Source organism: Agromyces bauzanensis, assembly GCF_014645655.1.
Classification (GTDB): Bacteria; Actinomycetota; Actinomycetes; order Actinomycetales; family Microbacteriaceae; genus Agromyces; species Agromyces bauzanensis.
The window spans coordinates 1-599 of record NZ_BMMD01000089.1 but is presented as its reverse complement, the minus strand read 5'-3'; the positions used below and the strand labels follow the sequence as shown (position 1 = coordinate 599).

The following is a 599-nucleotide window of genomic DNA, read 5'->3' as shown; positions in this document are numbered from 1 at the left end:
ACGCCCATCTCTCGCAGCTTCCGCTTCGTCTCCGAATCGAGCCGGCTCATCGGGCGCCTCCCGCGTAGTAGTCGGCTCCGCGGACGTAGCCTGCCGGTTCGGGCGGGGTTCCGGGGGCTGACCAGGCGTCACTGCTGCCGAGTCCGTCCTGACGGCTGTCGAGGATAGATCGCAGATGCGCGTAGCGAGGTGAGCGGACCCGCGATGCGAGGGCGATGCCGGCGGCGGCCTCGACGCGCGCGTTGGAGTAGCGGCGGGTGAGTCGCAGCACTGCCAGTGCGGCGTCCAGGCCCTGCTCGTCGACGGGGACCGACTCGAAGATGCGGTTCACGATCGTGGTGGTGTNCCCCGATCGGGGCGAGGAGATGACTGGTGAGGCGCTGGTCGCCGGCGAACACCTCCAACGTCGTGTCGGTGACGCGGAGGTCGACGTTCCGGCCGATGTTCGCGTAGGGGACGGAATAGAAGTTCTTCTCGAACACCACGTGCCCGTTGCGCTGGACCTTGCGGCCGTAGAGCCATCGGGAGATCTCGAACGGGACCGCGGGGAGCGGCCGCAGTATCGGCTTCTCCTCCGCCTCGAACACGCTCAACCGGGA

The 599-nt window shown here is 68.1% G+C and carries 1 protein-coding gene and 1 pseudogene; both read right to left on the bottom strand.

The window, feature by feature from the left end:
- Positions 1-46: 46 nt before the first annotated feature.
- Positions 47-331 carry a hypothetical protein gene (locus tag IEX31_RS18540; RefSeq protein WP_188744855.1) on the bottom strand — a complete coding sequence of 95 codons (285 nt, stop codon included), beginning with the start codon at positions 329-331 and terminating at the stop codon, positions 47-49.
- A gap of 91 nt (positions 332-422) precedes the next feature.
- Positions 423-587 (bottom strand): annotated as a pseudogene (locus IEX31_RS19740) (Mu transposase domain-containing protein); the annotation flags it as partial.
- Positions 588-599: the final 12 nt, after the last annotated feature.